Below are 15772 nucleotides of genomic sequence, written 5' to 3'. Positions count from 1 at the left end.
GAGCTAGAGCTGGTAGGCGGGTAAGTAGCTTACCCACTTGTTTGCCCACCTGTCATCCTGAGCTTGCGAAGGACCTTCTCACGCAAGAACGAGTCGTTGTTACGAGCATCGTGCTGACGTGATAAGGTCCTTCGCAAGCTCAGGATGACAGGCGGGCAGACAAGCAGATTCTTTGTATCTCCAAATTTTGGCCTGATCTCAGGCTACTCAATACATGGAAAAATTTCAAGTCCTACGTTCCACCGCGGTTCCCCTACCCAACGAAAACGTGGACACTGACCAGATCATACCAGCGCGCTTTCTAAAGGCCACCACCCGCGAGGGGTTCGGCCAGAACCTGTTCCGCGACTGGCGCTACACGGCCGACGGCCAGCCCAAGCCCGACTTTGTGCTGAACAACCCGCGCTATTCTGGCCGGATTTTGGTGGCAGGTCAGAACTTCGGGTGTGGTTCCAGCCGGGAGCACGCCGCCTGGGCCATTTTCGATGCGGGCTTTAAGGTGGTTGTTTCCAGCTACTTTGCTGATATTTTCCGGGGCAATGCGCTGAACAATGGGTTGCTACCCCTGCAAGTATCGGAGGAGGTGCTGCAACGCCTACTGGCGCAGATCGAGCAAGACCCGCAGACGGAGTTAGTGGTAGATCTGGCCGCGCAGACGCTGAGCGTGCCCGTGTGGGAGGAGAGCATTCCGTTTGCCATCGACCCCTACAAAAAAGAGTGCCTGCTGAACGGGTACGACGATATTGATTTCTTAGTAAGCCAAAAAGAGGCCATTGCCGCCTACGAAACCTCCCGACCATGGACGTATTAAAAAAGAAAATAGCAGTGCTGGCCGGTGATGGTATCGGCCCAGAAGTGTGCCGCGAAGCCATTAAGGTGTTAGAGGCCGTAGCCGAGCGCTTTGGCCACCAATTTACCTTCGATCAGCAGCTGATGGGGGCCTGCGCCATCGACGCCACCGGCGACCCGCTACCCGCGCAAACCCTGGATGCCTGCTTCGCAGCCGATGCTGTGCTGCTGGGTGCCATCGGCGACCCAAAGTACGATAACAACCCAGCCGCCAAGGTGCGCCCCGAGCAGGGTCTGCTGCGCCTGCGCAAGTCGCTGGGCCTGTATGCCAACATCCGCCCCGTAACGGCTTACGACGCGCTGCTGGCACATTCGCCGCTGAAACCGGAGCGCATCAGCGGCACCGATATGCTAATTTTTCGGGAGCTGACGGGCGGCATCTACTTCGGCGACAAGGGCCGCACGGCCGATGGGCAGGGCGCCTACGACCACTGCACCTACTCCCGCGAGGAGGTAGCGCGCATTGCCCACCGCGCTTTTCAGGCTGCCGAAACGCGCCGCGGCAAGCTCACGCTGGTAGACAAGGCCAACGTGCTGGAAACCTCGCGCCTGTGGCGCGAAGTGGTGCAGCAGATTGCCTCGCAGTACCCCGAGGTGCGCGTAGATTATCTGTTTGTGGACAACGCGGCCATGCAGGTAATTTTGAATCCCAAGCAGTTCGATGTGATTCTGACCGAGAATATGTTCGGCGACATCATTTCCGACGAAGCCTCCGTTATTGCCGGCTCGCTGGGTTTGCTACCCTCTGCTTCGGTGGGCGACCAAGTGGCCCTGTTCGAACCTATCCACGGTTCGTTTCCGCAGGCCAAGGGTAGGGGCATTGCCAACCCCATTGCCACGATTTTGTCGGGTGCGATGATGTTGGAACACTTTGGGTTGCAGGAAGAAGCCGATGCGGTGAAAGCCGCCGTGCAAGCCGCCCTCGACACCAACATCCTGACGCCGGAGCTGAATGCCCTCACCCCATGTAGCACCGAGCAGGTAGGCAACTTTATTGCCTATCAGGTAGCGGGCGGCATCGATTGCCAGATGTACAAAGAAAATATTGCTGTGGGCATGAGCACTATTATTTAGTGGTGGTGCTACCGCTTTCCGGAAAGCAACAACAAAAAGTCTGCTAGCAATCAGCTAGCAGACTTTTTTGCGTTAAGATCACGCATGTTTGCCGGGTACAAGCAGAGTGATTTACCGGGTATGTAGGGCTTGTTATTTCAATAGTGGAAAGCAAGCAGGAAACTCATACCTAGAAAATAACCTTATCCTCTGAACCTGCGTCAGAGAAAGCAACTATAGCCGGCGCCCAACGTCTCCTATCGGTAACCTCACCGAACGGTTTCTACCCAATAACTTTATGTGGATTGTTTTTTCTTTGTTGGCAGCCTTGTCGGCGGCGGCGGTAGTAACGTTGTCAAAAATCGGGATTAAGAATATCGAGTCGAGTGTGGGGTTTGCTGTTCAGTCGGTGCTGATTGTGATAGTAGCCTGGAGCTTCGTATTTTTTCAGGGACACTTCAGTGAAGTGCAGCGAATTGACCGCCGCTCCTGGATGTTTCTGGTAGCAGCCGGCGTTATTACGTGTATGTCCTCGCTGTTTTCGTTTCAGGCGCTCAAGATGGGCGAGGCCTCTCGCACCAGCTCGTTCGACAAAGTTTCGCTGGTGTTCTCCGTTATTCTGGCTATTGTATTCTTGAAAGAAAAGCTGAACTGGCAACTGGCAGTAGGCGTCACGCTGATGGGAGCCGGCGCCATCTTCATCGCGTACTCCGGCGACACGAAGTAGGTAGTACCTGCGGCTACATGGGTCGCTGCCGCACCAGCGCCTTCCACTGCCGATGATACCACCAGAAGACCAACCCGCCGGGCAGGAATACCAGCCCTACCGACCAGCTAGCAACGGTTAGGAAAGAGAAGTGAGGCTGGTGCGAAAGCACTTCGGCTACCAGCCCCACGTACAGCTCCATTACCGACCAGTACATGCCATAGTAATGCCACGTGAGCCACGCGGAAGCGGGTTTCCTGATGATTACCGGCATCATACCGGCCAGCAGGGTAGCCAGTGTGAGCAGCGCGGCGTAGTGAAAAACGCCGAAAGCGTGGTATACACGGTACACGCCGAAGGCCGTAACCAGCATCACCACCATGCTGCCGAGGTAGGCATACCCCAACCGTTTGTGCGAATAGGTGCCCCACCGGCCAGCCAGCAAAACGGATGGCCCCAGCAGCAAAGCTGAAACAGCAGCTACGAGATGCAGAAAGCCCGGAAAGCTGTAAAAAAGCGTTGGCATGTCCAACCAACTAGTAACAGAGAGAATAGTTGGGTTTTCAGGCTCCTAGCTGTGCCGCTAACTCATGCAGGTCGTGGGCTATGTAGGTGAAGGCGTGCGCCGGGTGCAGATCTGCGGTTTGGCCGGGGCCGTGTTCCAACGGGCGCGCAACGAAAGCCGTTTGCAGGCCCTGAGCTCCGGCAGCCACCAAATCCTCGTTGTGGGCTGCTACCATCAATACCTCGTGTGGCGTGAGGCCCAGCGCCGCAACGCTACGAAGGTAGGCTTCGGGCTGCGGCTTGTAGTGCTGCGCCACCTCGGCGCCCAGAATAACGTCCCACGGCAGGTTGGCAAACTTGGCCATGTGTACCGCCAGCGCAATATCAGCGTTGGAGTTGGGGGCAAGAATGAAGCGCGTTTTCAGGCGGTGCAGGCCGGCTACGGTATCAGGCCAGGGGAGGAGGTGGCGCCAGGCCAGGTTGAACGCATCGCGCTCGGTTGCGGGCACCTGTTGCAAGCCAAAATCGGCCAGCACAGTATCCAACGACTCCCGGTTGAGGATTTCCAGGCGCGTCCAGGGGCGTGCGCCGCTGCGCACACTCGTGAGTTGGGGTTGGTATTGGGCTCGCCAGGCATCAGCAAACGCTGCCCAGTTGGTATCCGGTAGGCCAAGGCGCTGGCCCAGTGCCTCGCCGGCCTTTGTGATGCCGGTACGCCAGTCGACGCACGTACCAAACACGTCAAACAACAGGGCTTTGGGAAGAGGTGCTACGGGCATACAGGCAGAGTGGCAAGGCTGAAAATTGCTTGCTTTTACGGCCGCAACATATAAATGTGCTCAATACCATCCTCTAAATACACGTCGCCTTGCTGCGCAAAGCCGAAGCTTTCGTAAAATGCCTTCAGATACAGCTGCGCCCCAATTTTGATGGGCTGCGGCCCAAAGGCCCGTTCGCAGGCGTTGATGGACTGGTGCATCAGCTCCTGGCCCAAACCGGAGCGGCGATAAGCGGGCGACACCACCACGCGCCCAATACTCACTTGCGCGTAGCAGTCGCCCGCGTCGAAAAGACGGGTGTAGGCGGCTAGCTCGCCGGTTTCGGTGCGGCCTAGTAGGTGCAGGGCGGTTTGGTCTTGGCCGTCAATATCCTGAAAAGCACAGGTTTGCTCCACCACAAATACCTCGCTGCGAAGTCGTAGCAGGGCGTATAACTCTTCCAGGGAAAGGGTAGGGTAAGGCTTGAGGGTCCAGTTCAGCTTCATGGTAAAAGTGCGGAGAAGGTCTAATCGAAGGCGCAAAGATTGCCGTAGTAAGGGAAACAATTGCGTTGCCCGCCTGGGCGACCCCACATCTACGACAAACTGTATGGACTATATCCGACTGGGCAACACCGGCCTGCACGTCTCTCGCATCTGCCTTGGCACCATGACCTACGGGAAGCCCACCGAGCGCTGGCCCTGGGCCCTGGACGAAGAACAAAGCCGCCCCTTCATCAAGCAAGCCCTGGAAAAAGGTATCAATTTCTTCGACACCGCCGACGTGTACGCCGACGGGGCTAGCGAGGAAGTGGTAGGACGCGCCTTGCGCGACTTTGCCAAGCGCGACGAAGTAGTGTTGGCCACCAAAGTATTCAACCCCATGGGGCCAGGCCCCAATAATAAGGGCCTGTCGCGCAAGCATATCATGAGCGCCATCGACGCCAGCCTGAAGCGTCTCGGTACCGATTACGTGGACCTCTACCAGATTCACCGTTGGGATTATAACACGCCCATTGAGGAAACGCTGGAAGCGCTGCACGATGTGGTCAAGGCTGGTAAAGCGCGCTACATTGGTGCCTCCAGCATGTACGCGTGGCAGTTTGCGCAGGCGCTCTACCTGGCCGATTTGCACGGCTGGACGCGTTTTGTGAGCATGCAGCCACATTACAACCTAGTGTACCGCGAGGAGGAGCGCGAAATGCTACCCCTGTGCGAAGACCAGAAAATTGGCGTGATTCCGTGGTCACCGCTGGCGCGGGGGCTGCTCACGGGCGGCCGCAGCAAGGAGCGCAACGAAACTGAGCGCGCCAAAACCGATGCCTTTAGCAAGAGCCTGTACGGCCGCGACGATGACTTTGCCGTAGCCGACCGCGTAACGGAAATTGCCGAGGAGCGCGGCCTACCCGCCGCGCAGATTGCGCTGGCTTGGGTGCTGTCGAAGTCGGTCATTACCGCGCCCATCGTAGGCGCCAGCAAGTCCGGCCACCTCGACGATGCCGTAGCCGCCGTGGGCGTAACGCTTTCTCAGGACGAAATCAAGCGCCTGGAGGAACCCTACCAACCGCATCCGGTGCTGGGCTTCTCGTAAGGACGTTGGTCATGTTGAGCGGAGTCGAAACATCTCGCATGCTGACGAAGGTTACTATTCATCGTCAGCATGCGAGATGCTTCGACTCCGCTCAGCATGACGTTCATAAACCACTCTATTCCTACCTACTACAACCAATCAGCCGATGACTGCTATTCCCAAAGACAAAGCTCTCGACAGTACCCTGAATTTTCTGCGCGAAGGCTACCACTTCCTGCCCCAGCGACGGAAGCGCCACCACTCCGATATTTTTCAGATGCGCCTGATGGGCGAGAAGGCCGTGTGCCTGAGTGGTGAGGAAGGCGCGGCCTTGTTCTACAACCAGGAGCACTTCCAGCGCGAAGGCGCCCTACCCCGGCGCATCCTCACTACCCTTATGGGGCAGGGCGGCGTGCAAACGCTGGATGATGCTGCCCATCAGCACCGCAAAGCGCTGTTTATGTCTTTGATGACGCCCGGCAGCTTGCACCAGTACAGCACGTTGGTAGCCGAGAATTGGCGCGCCTACCTGCGCCGCTGGGAGCAGTTGGAGCAAATAGAATTGTTTCCGGAAGTGGAGGAAGTGCTGTGCCGGGCAGCGTGTGCGTGGGCCGGCGTGCCCTTCGAGGAGAAGGACATCAAGCCCCTGGCCCGCGACCTGAGTGCCATGATTGACGCGTTTGGTGGGGTAGGGCCGCGCCACGCCAAGGGCAAGCTGGCCCGCCACCGCGCCGAGCGGTGGGTAGGCAAGATGATTGACAACGTGCGCGCCGGCAAGCAGTACGCCGTAGAAGGCAAGGCACTGCACGCCATTTCCTGGCACCGCGAGCTGGATGGTAAGCTGTTATCTACACACGTGGCCGGCGTGGAGCTGTTGAATCTGATACGGCCTATTGTGGCCATTGGGCACTACGTAGTGTTTGAAGCGCTGGCCCTGCACGAGCACCCGCGCTGCGCCGAAATGCTGCGCAACGGCCCTGCCCAATACCCCGAGTGGTTTACGCAGGAAGTGCGCCGCCTTTACCCCTTCACGCCGCTGCTGGGTGCCCGCGTGCGCGCCGATTTTGAGTGGCACGGCTACCGTTTCCGCAAGGGCACGCTCACGCTGCTCGACGTGCACGGCATCAACCACGACGAACGCCAGTGGGAGCACCCGCACCTGTTCCGTCCCGAGCGGTTCCGCGACTGGAACGGCAGTCCGTTCAACTTCATCCCCCAGGGCGGCGGCGACTACGCCCACAATCACCGCTGCGCCGGCGAGTGGCTCACCATCGAAACCATGAAAACCGCCGCCGTGCTGCTGGCCACTAGCATGACCTACGACGTGCCTGAACAGGACCTGAGTGTGGACATGACCCGGATGCCAACGCTGCCCGCTAGCGGCTTTATTATCCGCAATGTGCGGGCCGCCGCTACAGCCGTAGCACCCATTGCTACTGCGCCAACCGTTGCGGCCGCCGCTGCGGGCTGCCCATTTCACTAATGCAGTTGTACTGAATGGTGTCTTAAGGTAAGATGCGCGCACGAGGCGTCATTCGTATTTGCGCGGGTGGCGCTTCTGCGTATCAGCCAAACTATGCTTATTAGTGCATAGCAGGAGAGTGCGGGAGGGTAGGGCGCCGGAAATAGTGCAGCTTTGAAGCAGGCTATTGTTCCACAAACGCATGGTCGGATGCCGGTGCTGCGGCCGTGGGAATCCGTAGTGCCACTACCCTGACCACGCGCTTTGTTGGCGCCTTTTATGCGCTATCTTGCAACGCCTGCATAGCATGCGATTCTCCCTAAAACCATTTTTAGTATCCGCATGGCGGCTCAGAAGCCACCTAACCTAGTAGATTTTCATGTTCAGCTTAACAGGAAAAAGTGCTGTAATTACCGGCGGCGGTAGCGGTATCGGCCAAGCAATGGCCCAACTATTTGCCAAGCAGGGCGCTACCGTACACATCATTGAATTGAATGAAGAAGCCGCCCGGCAAACCGTAGATACCATTGCGCAGGCCGGCGGCCAAGCCCAGGCGCATCACCTCAATATCAGCCAGCAGGCGGAGGTAGTGCGGGTATTTCAGGAAATAGGAAAGATTGATATTCTGGTGAATAACGCCGGCATTGCGCACGTGGGCAACGTGGAAAATACCACCGAAGCTGACTTCGAGCGTGTGTACCAGGTGAACGTGAAGGGGGCCTACAACTGCCTCTACGCCGCCCTACCCCTCATGAAAGCCCAGGGTAGCGGGGCCATTCTGAACCTGGCTTCCATCGCCGCCGTGGTAGGCATCACCGACCGCTTTGCCTACTCCATGAGCAAGGGCGCCATCTACGCCATGACACTCTCTGTGGCCCGCGACTACCTCGACGCCGGTATCCGGTGCAACAGCATCTCGCCGGCCCGCGTGCACACGCCTTTTGTGGATGGCTTCATCGCCAAAAACTACGCCGGCCGCGAGGAGGAAATCTTCGATAAGCTATCCAAAAGCCAGCCCATCGGCCGCATGGGCAAGCCCGAGGAGGTAGCCGCCCTGGCCCTCTACCTCTGCTCCGACGAAGCTGGTTTCGTAACCGGATGCGACTACCCGCTGGACGGCGGCTTTATCAAGCTGAATAACTAAGAAGCCGCTGGAACGATGTAGAGACGCATACTTGCGTCTCGTCGCATGCGCCATATGCCCGAAATCGTTCAACGACGAGACGCAAGTATGCGTCTCTACATCGTTCACTAGCTAGCGCAAACGGTCTTTAAATAATTAGGCTAGATAAGCGAGACGGGGTAGCGAGGCCACAAAGTATCGCTACCCCATTCTGCTATTTATACTAACAATACCACCGTACTACGCGCGCCGTGCGCCCCAATCACCAACGACTGCTCGATATCCGCCGTTTTAGAGGGGCCGGCCAGGAACGTACCGTAGCCGCCCACCGAGGGGACGCGGGCGTAGGCTTGGTGCATGGTAGCTACTAGGTTGCGCCGGTCGAGGACCAAGGCCAGGTGTTGGGTAATCATGGGTAGGGCGCGGTGCAGCATATTGGCTTCCGGCACCCAGATAGACCCGTTTTCGGCCACGCCGAACTCGCCTTGCAACACGGCCAAGTCCACGGCAGCAAGCACCTCAATGGACGTTTGCGCATCTATGGGCACGTTGGCTTCCGGTAGCAGGGGAGAGGCAATGCGGTAGTCGGCCGGAAACAGCTGGTGAATCACTTCCGGCAGTCGGGTAGCATCTAGCACGTCCACTACTGTGCCGCCTATGCCCTGCACGATGCTGGTGAACTTCTCCACCGATTCGTCGCCCTCGAAAGACGGCACGGTAGGCAGCGGTAGCTCATCGGGCTGATTGGCGCGCACGGCGGCCAGTATTTTCTCGCGGGAAGAAGACAAGAGGTGAAAGTGTGAAGTTGTGATTTTGGATTAGGTGCCTCATTGAACGTCATTCCTCGACAAGCTCGGAATGACGTTCAATGATGTATGATATTCATATGGATGTGCTACTTCACCGCTTGCTGGGCGTACCACTCGCGGAAGCTCTGTTTGGGCGGTTCGGGCAGTTCGCGGGCAACGGCCCAGGGGTTGTAACCCTTGCCGTGGGTGAGGCCGTGGGGTAGAAGGCGCAGGCTTTGGCGGGCTATCTTGCTGCCCAGCCCATACACGGCAGGCTTAGCCAGCACGCGGCTCAGTAGACGCATGCTCCACTTCTTGCTGGCCGGAATTTCGCCCGCCTGTCCCAGCACCTGCCGCCACTTATACAGCTGGGTGTGAATGTCGATTTTCACCGGGCACACATCCGTGCAAGAGCCGCAGAGCGTGCTGGCAAAGGGTAGGGAAGCATGCTTGCGCATATCAATATTGGGCGACAGAATCGCGCCAATCGGCCCCGGAATCGTGAAGTCGTACGAGTGGCCGCCGCTGCGGCGGTACACAGGGCAAGTGTTCATGCAGGCCCCGCACCGGATGCACTTCAACGACGCCCGAAAATCGGGGCGGCCGAGTTGCTTGGTGCGCCCGTTGTCTACAATTACCACGTGCATTTCCTTACCCTCAGCGGGCTTGCTGAAGTGAGAAGTGTAGGTAGTGATAGGCTGGCCGGTGGCGCTGCGCGTGAGAATGCGCGTGAATACGCTCAGATCAGAAAGGCGCGGAATCAGCTTTTCCATACCCATGCAGGCAATGTGCACCTTGGCCAGGTTCACGCCCAGGTCGGCGTTGCCCTCGTTGGTGCACACCACCACCGAGCCGGTTTCGGCTACCGCAAAGTTGACGCCCGAAATGGCGACTTCACTGGCCAGAAACTTCTCGCGCAGGTGCTGGCGAGCGGTTTCAGTGAGCTGCTGCGGGTCGTTGTTGCCTTTTTCGGTGCCCAAGTGCAGGTGAAACGTGTCGCCTACATCCTCTTTTTTCAAGTGAATGGCGGGCAGCACCACATGGCTGGGCGCCTCATCGCGCAGCTGAATAATCCGCTCGCCCAAATCCGTGTCAATCACGTCTACCCCGTGCTTGATAAGATAGGGATTGAGGTGGCATTCCTCTGTGAGCATGGACTTGCTCTTAACCACGCGGGTGGCATTGTGCTGCTTCAACAGGCTGAGCACAATCTGGTTATGCTCGTGCGCATCGGCGGCCCAATGCACCTGCACGCCATTGCGGCGGGCGTTTTCCTCGAACTGCTGGAGGTAGAAATCCAGCCGGCTGAGGGTGTGGTCTTTGATGTCGGAGGCCAGTTGGCGCAATTCCTGAAACTCGGGCGTGGCGTACACGGCCTTATCGCGCTTCTGCCGCACAAACCACAGGGTTTCGTCGTGCCAAGTGGTGCGCTCGGCATCAAGCAGAAAGATATCGGAACGTTGGGAATGACTCATAGAACGGCGCCATTTAGGATTTCGGCCGCGTGCATCACTTTGATAGGCAGCTTGGCGCGGCGCACAATGCCTTCCAGGTGCATTAGGCACGACATGTCGCCACCCGTGAGCACGCGCGTGCCGTTGCGGACGTGGTCGGCTACGCGGTCCTGGCCCATCCGCGCCGAGATACCGGCCTCGCTCACGCAAAATGTGCCGCCAAAGCCGCAGCACTCGTCGTTGCGGTCCAGTTCGGTCAGCTCTAGGCCCTGCATGCTGCTGAGCAACCGCCGCAGCTGCCCGTCGCGCACGGGCGTCATCTCCGATTCGTTGGCCTGGTGCAGGCCGCGCTGGCCGTGGCAACTTAGGTGTAACCCTACCTTGTGCGGAAAAGAACCAGGTATTTCGTTGATGCCGAGTATATTGAGAATGAAATCGAACAGCTCGTAGGTGTTGGTGCGCACGTGCTGCACGGCTGGCGTTTGGTCAATAATGTCGAAGTGCTTACGGACGTGGTAGACGCAGCTTCCAGCTGGTCCTACTACGTAATCATATCCCTCAAACGCATCCACGAAGTTGTGGTACACCGGAATGGCGTCCCGCTCGCAGCCGCTGTTGGCCATGGGCTGGCCGCAGCAGGTCTGTTGCTTGGGAAAATTGGCCCGTACGCCCAATTTTTCCAGCAGTTGTAGGGTAGCAATGCCTACCTGCGGATAAAACTGATCGACGTAGCAGGGTACAAAAAGGGCTACTTTCATAGGTTACTCTAAACGTCATGCTCCATCTGGCGTCCGCTTGTCGAAGCAGCTCGCTTGCTGATGCTCGATATCGATAGTATCTGTCGTCAGCACACGAGCTGCTTCGACAAGCGGACGCCAGATGGAGCATGACAACGAATCTAAGCTGTTCAGCTGAACAACAACTGCGTTTTTTCCAGGTTTCACCCTGTTCCAGGTGAATGAGGGCGCCCAGGGCGGTGGCTTGCGGCACCTCTAACGTACGGTTTTTTTGCTTCGGGGAGTTCTAGCTCAGCAGCTGCATGAACAGCGGGTTGCGGGCAAAGCCGTCGTCCACATAAATCAGTTTCTCGTCTTGCCGCACTAAGTTGATAGATTCAGTAAGAATGTTCATCAACCCGTGCATGAGGTGCTGGTATGCGTCGGCGTCGGTGCTGAATCCGCTCAGGGCGTGCCCTACTCCGTGTGGTCTAGGTACAACTTGCCCGCGGTCGATAACAGGCGTAACAGCACCTGCGCCAGTTGCTGGTAATCTAACTCGACTTTGCGAAAAAAATCCTGGATCCCGAATGCCATCCACCACAGAAGCGGCGTTGAGGCGGGCGCCGTCGGCATTGGTGTGGGTATAGTCGCCAGGAAAAAAGGTACTGACCTTTTCCGATCCAAGATGGTTGTATTTTGCTGCTGTAAGGTTATTCAGGTCGATGAAGGGCACGCCTTCCTGGCGGACAACCTCGGCGGCCCAGCGCCCAAAATCCTGATCGGCTAGCACTACCTTGCCGTCCTTCCACTCGTTGCGCGGAATCATGGAGGCGATGATGGGTTTGGCGCCCTTCGCCTTGGCCCCGCGCACAAACTGGCGCAGGTACCAGCCGTAGGTATGCACCGTTTCATGGTGGCCGTCGGGCCAGACAAGTTCCTTGGTTTCGTTGCCGGTACCGCGTAGCACGCCGCGCCGGCCGGCCTTGGTGGTATCGGGCACGCCCCCTTCGTTGTGCCCAAACTGCATCAGCAGAAAGTCGCCTGGTTTCAACAACGAATCTACCTGCTGCCAACGTTGCTCTGACACAAACGTACGGATGCTGCGGCCTGCCTTGGCACGATTCATAATATGCAGGCGAGTAGTATCAAAAAAAGCCGGCAAAGCGGCTCCCCAGCCCATTTGGGGCGTGTTACTATTGTTGACCGTCGAGTCGCCGATAAGGTAGAGGGTAGGGCGCGGGGTAGGCTGTAGGGTCACACTTGTGAGCAGCGTTACGAGAAATGCCAGCCCTATAACTAGTCGGAAGTGAGTGAATAAGCGCATAGAAACTAAGTAGTAAGGAAAGAACCCAAGTACGCGAAAGCGCTAAGCTAATCCCTCCTGCACCTACCCGTTGCGCTGGTAGGCGCCTAATACGGTAGTTCTAAAAAGCAAAGCGCTCCGGTCGAATATCGACCGGAGCGCTTCAGGATAAGCAATGGCACCGAAAACAGTGCCGTTACGCCTTCTTCAAAAACTCGGTTTTCAGCACCATGGTGCTACCGCCGGCGCGTCCTTCAACTTCGGCGGGGCTGTTAGTAAGACGAATGTTCTTCACCAGCGTGCCGCGCTTAAGCGTCTGCGACGAGCCTTTCACTTTCAAATCCTTAATTAGCGTCACCGAGTCGCCCTCGGCGAGCAGATTGCCGTTGCTGTCCTTTACGTCCATGTGCGTATGTTGAGGGTAGGGAGAGGGAGAGCAACGAAGGGCGCGTGCAACGCGTCCCTACATCGTCCACAAAATCCGTGAAATCCGCTCTAATCTGTGGTCTTAGACGTTGAAACGGAAGTGCATGATGTCGCCGTCCTGCACCACGTATTCTTTGCCTTCTACGGCCATCTTACCGGCTTCTTTGATCTTGGCTTCCGAGCGATACTGCTCGTAATCAGCCAGTTTAATTACCTCGGCGCGGATAAAGCCTTTCTCAAAATCGGAGTGGATAACGCCGGCGGCGGCGGGGGCTTTGTCGCCGCGGTGCACGGTCCAGGCGCGTACTTCCTGCACGCCGGCGGTGAAGTAGGTTATCAGGTTCAGCAGCTCATAGCTGGCGCGAATCAAGCGGTTCAGGCCCGACTCGGTGAGGCCGTACTCGCCCAGGAACATTTCCTTTTCCTCAGCATCCTCCATCTCCGCAATCTGCGATTCGATAGCTGCCGACACCACTACTACCTGCGCATTTTCGTTCTTCACATGGTCGCGCAGGGCGTCCACGTAGGCGTTGCCGTTGTTCTGAATGCTCCCTTCATCCACGTTGGCCACGTAGATAACCGGCTTGATCGTCAGCAGTTGCAGGTCTTCTACAGCTTCCAACTCTTCCTCATTAGCGCCCAGCGAGCGGGCATTGTTACCGGCTTCGAGGTGGTCTTTGAAGCGTTGCAGGGACGCTACTTCCTTCTTCGCCTTAGCGTCGCCGCTCTTGGCCGAGCGCTCCGATTTGGCCAGCTTCTTATCGATGCTTTCCAAGTCCTTGAGCTGCAACTCGGTGTCAATCACGTCTTTGTCGAACACCGGATCAACGCCGCCGGCTACGTGCACAATGTTGTCGTCGTCGAAGCAGCGCACCACGTGAATCACAGCGTCTACCTCGCGGATGTTGGCCAGGAATTTATTGCCCAGACCTTCGCCCTTGCTGGCGCCCTTCACGAGGCCAGCAATGTCCACAAACTCCACGATGGTAGGCACCACGCGCTGGGGCTTCACGATTTCCTCCAGCACCTGTAGGCGCGGGTCGGGCACGGTAATCACGCCCACGTTGGGCTCGATGGTGCAGAAAGGATAGTTGGCCGATTCGGCCTTGGCATTCGATAACGCGTTGAACAGCGTGGACTTACCCACGTTCGGCAGACCGACGATTCCGCAGCGGAGACCCATACGGTGAAATTGTGAAGTTGTGAGATGGTGAATTGACGTTTCTAAACCATGTCAATTCGGGTGCAAAGGTAAGGGTTTTGTAGGGGCGCGTTGCACGTGCCCTTCGTTGTTTATCCGGAGGGGGTAGGGTAGGGCGGCACAGGTGGCACGCGCTACTAATGAAAAACGGCGCGCATCAGCCTGAGCTGACGTGCGCCGTTTTGAATAAATCGAGTAGCAAAAAGGGATAGTACAATCTGTTTCGCTAGGCCGATGAGTTAGTAGGTGTCGGTGCTATTATTGTACGAATCGTTGTCGTAGGCAGGACGGGGGCGGTCCAGCTCGGCTACTTCTTCGGGCGAAAGCAGTTCTTCGCGCACATAATCAACGGCGTCTTGCAAAGCATCTACAAACTTGGCAAAATCTTCTTTGTAGAGGAAGATTTTGTGTTTTTCGTAGGAAAAGGTGTCATCATCCCGGAGACGACGTTTGCTTTCTGTAATAGTGAGGTAGTAATCCTGGCCGCGGGTAGCCTTCACGTCGAAAAAGTACGTGCGCTTGCCGGCTTTAATGCGTTGGGAGTAAATTTCTTCTTGATCGTGACGGTCTTCCACAGAATCTTCAGTAAGAGTGAATTATTCTAAAATGAACTTTTTGTAGGCTCAAAGTAAATCAGATACAGCGAATATAAAAATACGAAGGGGGGCTTTTTTTATTGAAAAAAGTACCATTTTGGGAAAATGGCTAAGCCCGACCGTTATTAGGTAAGTTGCGCGGGCACTGTTTCCGCTATTTTTACCGTTCGTATCGTTTCGGATGCCGCTGGGCGCCGCTCATTTTTTAGCTCGTATGTCTATGGCGCTCGATTTAGCCGCAGTTCGTTCTTTCGAAAATCTGGAGTTTCTGGCCCGACAGCTGGTAGAGGGGTTCATTACGGGCTTGCACCAGTCGCCCTACCACGGGTTTTCGGTGGAGTTCTCGGAACACCGCCTCTACAATCCCGGCGAGAGCACCCGCCACATCGACTGGAAAGTACTGGCCCGCACCGATAAGCTGTTTGTAAAGCGCTACGAGGAGGAAACCAACCTGCGCTGCCACCTGCTACTCGACGTGTCGCCGTCGATGTACTACCCCACACCCGATCACGACAAGCTGCGCTTTAGCATCCTGTGCGCGGCGGCCCTCATCACGCTCCTGCAAAAGCAGCGCGACGCTGTGGGCCTCGTCACCTTCGCCGACCAGATTGAATTACAAACGCCGGTGCGCTCCACCAGCACGCACCGCCACACGCTGCTACTCACGCTGCAACAACTCCTGGAGCGCCCTGCCGCCCCGCGCCGCCCTACCGATGTGGCTGGCGTGATTCACCGCATTGCCCAGCAAATCCCGAAACGCTCGTTGGTAGTACTTTTCTCCGATATGCTGGGCCGAGCACCCGAGGAGCAAACGGCAGCCCTGGCGGCGTTGCAGCACCTGCGCCATCAGCAGCACGAGGTGTTGCTGTTCCACGTAATGGACCGCGCCACTGAGTCGGACTTCGATTTCGCGGAGCGGCCCTACCTGTTCGAGGATATCGAAACCGGCGAAACCATCAAGCTGCAACCCGCCCAGGTGCGCGACCAATACCGCGCCGCCATGCGCGACTACGAGCAGGAACTAGCCCTACGCTGCGGCCAGTATAAGATTGACTTCGTGCCTGTTGACATCCGGGAGCCGTTTGATAAGGTGCTTTACGCTTATATGGTGAAGCGGGGGAAGGCAAAATAAGTAAGTGGTGAATAAAAATACGGCTGTCATCCTGAGCTTGCGAAGGATCTTCTGCCAGTTGAACGAGTCGTTGTTACACTTGTCGTTCTGATGTGATAAGGTCCTTCGCAAGCTCAGGATGACAGCCGT

At 57.1% G+C, this 15772-nt stretch carries 17 protein-coding genes; 7 read left to right on the top strand and 10 right to left on the bottom strand.

What is annotated here, in order from left to right:
* Positions 1–214 precede the first annotated feature (214 nt).
* The 3 genes from leuD (at position 215) to KYK14_RS19275 (ending at position 2629) form a co-directional block, all read left to right on the top strand.
* Entirely contained in the window at positions 215–811 is a 597-nt protein-coding gene (gene leuD, locus KYK14_RS19285) for a 3-isopropylmalate dehydratase small subunit (RefSeq protein ID WP_219161139.1), read from the top strand.
* Positions 799–1923, top strand: coding sequence for a 3-isopropylmalate dehydrogenase (gene leuB, locus KYK14_RS19280; protein WP_208307148.1), 1125 nt, complete (start codon positions 799–801; stop codon positions 1921–1923). The genes leuD and leuB overlap by 13 nt, the downstream gene beginning before the upstream one ends.
* 277 nt (positions 1924–2200) lie before the next feature.
* Complete coding sequence (locus KYK14_RS19275; protein WP_219161136.1) at positions 2201–2629, top strand: EamA family transporter; 429 nt, start codon at positions 2201–2203, stop codon at positions 2627–2629.
* 13 nt (positions 2630–2642) lie between these two features.
* On the opposite strand, the gene KYK14_RS19270 is transcribed toward KYK14_RS19275, so the two are convergent.
* The 3 genes from KYK14_RS19270 to KYK14_RS19260 are packed head-to-tail and all read right to left on the bottom strand — an operon-like array spanning position 2643 to position 4376.
* A complete protein-coding gene (locus KYK14_RS19270) occupies positions 2643–3134 on the bottom strand; it encodes a DUF2306 domain-containing protein (RefSeq protein ID WP_219161134.1) in 492 nt (163 codons plus the stop codon).
* A 37-nt stretch (positions 3135–3171) separates the two neighbouring features.
* On the bottom strand, positions 3172–3891 hold the full coding sequence (locus tag KYK14_RS19265; protein ID WP_219161131.1) for a haloacid dehalogenase type II: 720 nt from the start codon (positions 3889–3891) through the stop codon (positions 3172–3174).
* 35 nt (positions 3892–3926) lie between these two features.
* Positions 3927–4376, bottom strand: a complete 450-nt coding sequence (locus KYK14_RS19260) for a GNAT family N-acetyltransferase (protein ID WP_185280649.1) — start codon at positions 4374–4376, stop codon at positions 3927–3929.
* A 103-nt stretch (positions 4377–4479) separates the two neighbouring features.
* Here KYK14_RS19260 and KYK14_RS19255 point away from each other — a divergent pair, with 103 nt between their 5' ends.
* The 3 genes from KYK14_RS19255 to KYK14_RS19245 all read left to right on the top strand — a co-directional run bounded on the left by KYK14_RS19255 (position 4480) and on the right by KYK14_RS19245 (position 8045).
* Positions 4480–5460 carry an aldo/keto reductase gene (locus KYK14_RS19255; protein ID WP_219161128.1) on the top strand — a complete coding sequence of 327 codons (981 nt, stop codon included), beginning with the start codon at positions 4480–4482 and terminating at the stop codon, positions 5458–5460.
* Positions 5461–5605: 145 nt separating this feature from the next.
* Positions 5606–6922 (top strand): CYP152 family fatty-acid peroxygenase CypC, encoded by a 1317-nt coding sequence (gene cypC / locus KYK14_RS19250; RefSeq protein WP_219161126.1) that lies wholly within the window; start codon positions 5606–5608, stop codon positions 6920–6922.
* Positions 6923–7280: 358 nt separating this feature from the next.
* Positions 7281–8045, top strand: a complete 765-nt coding sequence (locus tag KYK14_RS19245) for an SDR family NAD(P)-dependent oxidoreductase (protein WP_219161124.1) — start codon at positions 7281–7283, stop codon at positions 8043–8045.
* 197 nt (positions 8046–8242) lie between these two features.
* Here the strand turns inward: KYK14_RS19245 and KYK14_RS19240 are convergent, their stop codons facing one another.
* From KYK14_RS19240 to KYK14_RS19210, 7 genes are all read right to left on the bottom strand, one after another.
* Positions 8243–8812 (bottom strand): LutC/YkgG family protein, encoded by a 570-nt coding sequence (locus KYK14_RS19240; protein ID WP_219161122.1) that lies wholly within the window; start codon positions 8810–8812, stop codon positions 8243–8245.
* A 107-nt stretch (positions 8813–8919) separates the two neighbouring features.
* On the bottom strand, positions 8920–10287 hold the full coding sequence (locus KYK14_RS19235) for a lactate utilization protein B (protein ID WP_219161121.1): 1368 nt from the start codon (positions 10285–10287) through the stop codon (positions 8920–8922).
* Positions 10284–11024: a (Fe-S)-binding protein gene (locus tag KYK14_RS19230; RefSeq protein ID WP_219161119.1), complete on the bottom strand. Its 741-nt coding sequence runs from the start codon at positions 11022–11024 to the stop codon at positions 10284–10286. Before KYK14_RS19230 ends, KYK14_RS19235 begins: the two co-directional genes overlap by 4 nt.
* A gap of 265 nt (positions 11025–11289) precedes the next feature.
* Positions 11290–12309 carry a rhamnogalacturonan acetylesterase gene (locus tag KYK14_RS19225; protein ID WP_219161117.1) on the bottom strand — a complete coding sequence of 340 codons (1020 nt, stop codon included), beginning with the start codon at positions 12307–12309 and terminating at the stop codon, positions 11290–11292.
* Between the two features lie 175 nt (positions 12310–12484).
* Positions 12485–12694 (bottom strand): zinc ribbon domain-containing protein YjdM, encoded by a 210-nt coding sequence (locus tag KYK14_RS19220; protein ID WP_185280642.1) that lies wholly within the window; start codon positions 12692–12694, stop codon positions 12485–12487.
* Between the two features lie 102 nt (positions 12695–12796).
* Complete coding sequence (gene ychF / locus KYK14_RS19215; protein WP_219161115.1) at positions 12797–13897, bottom strand: redox-regulated ATPase YchF; 1101 nt, start codon at positions 13895–13897, stop codon at positions 12797–12799.
* A 257-nt stretch (positions 13898–14154) separates the two neighbouring features.
* Positions 14155–14490 (bottom strand): DUF3276 family protein, encoded by a 336-nt coding sequence (locus KYK14_RS19210; RefSeq protein ID WP_185280640.1) that lies wholly within the window; start codon positions 14488–14490, stop codon positions 14155–14157.
* A gap of 235 nt (positions 14491–14725) precedes the next feature.
* Between KYK14_RS19210 and KYK14_RS19205 the strand changes: the two genes are divergently transcribed.
* Positions 14726–15643, top strand: coding sequence for a DUF58 domain-containing protein (locus KYK14_RS19205; RefSeq protein ID WP_219161110.1), 918 nt, complete (start codon positions 14726–14728; stop codon positions 15641–15643).
* The last annotated feature ends 129 nt before the right edge of the window (positions 15644–15772 follow it).

Source organism: Hymenobacter profundi (genome assembly GCF_019334315.1).
GTDB lineage: Bacteria > Bacteroidota > Bacteroidia > Cytophagales > Hymenobacteraceae > Hymenobacter > Hymenobacter profundi.
The sequence above is the reverse complement of the archived record's forward strand: the minus strand, read 5'-3'. Positions and strand labels throughout refer to the sequence as shown.

What these genes read in the sequence shown, in the direction of transcription:
- leuD (WP_219161139.1), top strand. Translation starts at nt 215, where the DNA reads ATGGAAAAATTTCAAGTCCTACGTTCCACCGCGGTTCCCCTACCCAAC.
- leuB (WP_208307148.1), top strand. Translation starts at nt 799, where the DNA reads ATGGACGTATTAAAAAAGAAAATAGCAGTGCTGGCCGGTGATGGTATC.
- KYK14_RS19275 (WP_219161136.1), top strand. Translation starts at nt 2,201, where the DNA reads ATGTGGATTGTTTTTTCTTTGTTGGCAGCCTTGTCGGCGGCGGCGGTA.
- KYK14_RS19270 (WP_219161134.1), bottom strand. Translation starts at nt 3,134, where the DNA reads ATGCCAACGCTTTTTTACAGCTTTCCGGGCTTTCTGCATCTCGTAGCT.
- KYK14_RS19265 (WP_219161131.1), bottom strand. Translation starts at nt 3,891, where the DNA reads ATGCCCGTAGCACCTCTTCCCAAAGCCCTGTTGTTTGACGTGTTTGGT.
- KYK14_RS19260 (WP_185280649.1), bottom strand. Translation starts at nt 4,376, where the DNA reads ATGAAGCTGAACTGGACCCTCAAGCCTTACCCTACCCTTTCCCTGGAA.
- KYK14_RS19255 (WP_219161128.1), top strand. Translation starts at nt 4,480, where the DNA reads ATGGACTATATCCGACTGGGCAACACCGGCCTGCACGTCTCTCGCATC.
- cypC (WP_219161126.1), top strand. Translation starts at nt 5,606, where the DNA reads ATGACTGCTATTCCCAAAGACAAAGCTCTCGACAGTACCCTGAATTTT.
- KYK14_RS19245 (WP_219161124.1), top strand. Translation starts at nt 7,281, where the DNA reads ATGTTCAGCTTAACAGGAAAAAGTGCTGTAATTACCGGCGGCGGTAGC.
- KYK14_RS19235 (WP_219161121.1), bottom strand. Translation starts at nt 10,287, where the DNA reads ATGAGTCATTCCCAACGTTCCGATATCTTTCTGCTTGATGCCGAGCGC.
- KYK14_RS19230 (WP_219161119.1), bottom strand. Translation starts at nt 11,024, where the DNA reads ATGAAAGTAGCCCTTTTTGTACCCTGCTACGTCGATCAGTTTTATCCG.
- KYK14_RS19225 (WP_219161117.1), bottom strand. Translation starts at nt 12,309, where the DNA reads ATGCGCTTATTCACTCACTTCCGACTAGTTATAGGGCTGGCATTTCTC.
- KYK14_RS19220 (WP_185280642.1), bottom strand. Translation starts at nt 12,694, where the DNA reads ATGGACGTAAAGGACAGCAACGGCAATCTGCTCGCCGAGGGCGACTCG.
- ychF (WP_219161115.1), bottom strand. Translation starts at nt 13,897, where the DNA reads ATGGGTCTCCGCTGCGGAATCGTCGGTCTGCCGAACGTGGGTAAGTCC.
- KYK14_RS19205 (WP_219161110.1), top strand. Translation starts at nt 14,726, where the DNA reads ATGTCTATGGCGCTCGATTTAGCCGCAGTTCGTTCTTTCGAAAATCTG.